Origin of the sequence: Amycolatopsis rhizosphaerae, assembly GCF_007713715.1 — a bacterium.
GTDB lineage: Bacteria > Actinomycetota > Actinomycetes > Mycobacteriales > Pseudonocardiaceae > Amycolatopsis_E > Amycolatopsis_E rhizosphaerae.
Window position 1 is genome coordinate 1 of record NZ_VJWX01000891.1, and the last position, 1,049, is coordinate 1,049.

1 pseudogene is annotated in these 1,049 nt (G+C 76.9%); it reads left to right on the forward strand.

Annotated elements, in window-relative coordinates:
• Positions 1-36: 36 nt before the first annotated feature.
• Positions 37-1,049, forward strand: a pseudogene (locus tag FNH05_RS37655) (hypothetical protein); the annotation flags it as partial.

A 1,049-nucleotide genomic window follows, 5' to 3' on the forward strand; every position in this document is an offset into this window, starting at 1 on the left:
GCCCCGGCCGAGCCGGCGGCGCCCGCCTCGAGCGCCATGCCCGGTGGTAAGGACCTGTTCGCCGCCAACACCGACGCCGGTGCGCTGACCGAATGGTGGAGCACGGCCGCGGTGGTGGAGCCGAAGCCCGCTCCTCCGGCGCCGCCGGAGGAGCCCGAGCTCACGCCGATCTTCGACGAGACGTTGTCCGCGTGGTTCCGCGCCGAGAAGCCGCCCGCGGTCCCGGAACCCCCTTCCGGCAGGGACGAGGCGGAGCGGGCCGACGAGTCCGTTGCGTCCGTGAAGGTCCCCGGCGAGTCCGGTGACTCCGCCGAGCCCGCCGAGTCCACGGCCGACGGCGATTCCGGGGCGGACTCCGGCGACGCCGAGGCCTCCGGTGAGAAGAGCGGCCCCTCCTCGGCGTGGGCGTTCGCCGCCGACGAGAGCTGGCGCACCGTCCAGGAGGTCTCGAAGAGCGAGGTCACCAGCTACACCGAGGCCGGCCTGCCGCAGCGCCGCCGCGGCAAGCAGCTGATGCCCGGCAGCGCCACGCCGAGTGCCCCCGCACCGTCCGGCCAGTCCGAAGAGGACGCCGCGCCGCTGATCCCGGTGCGGGACCCGGCGGATGTCCGGGGCAGGCTCAGCAGTTTCCAGCGCGGGGTGAAGCGCGGCAGGCATGCCGCGCAGGAGCAGGGCAAGCCAGCCACCACCACGCAGAAGCCGGCGGCCGGTGGGCCCGTGCCGGTCGGTGCGGCGGAGGTGACCTCGGCGATCCCGCAGATCACCGAGGCGGTCGTCAGCGGCCGGGACGAGGTCAAGGCCGCCGAGCAGGCGCCGGTCACCGGCAGTGGCCTGCCCCGCCGCACCCCCCGGGCCGGGGGCATGCCGCAGCGCGAGCCGGTGGACGAGGCGTCCACCGTCGCGAGTGGCCTGCCCCGGCGCGCGCCGGGTTCGGCGGGCAGTCTGTCCCCGCAGGAGACCGCGGGCGAGAGCCAGGCCGCCCCGGCGGGCCTGCCCCGGCGGACGCCGGGCGCGGCCGTCGGGACGGAACCCGCCGTCCCGGGTGGACT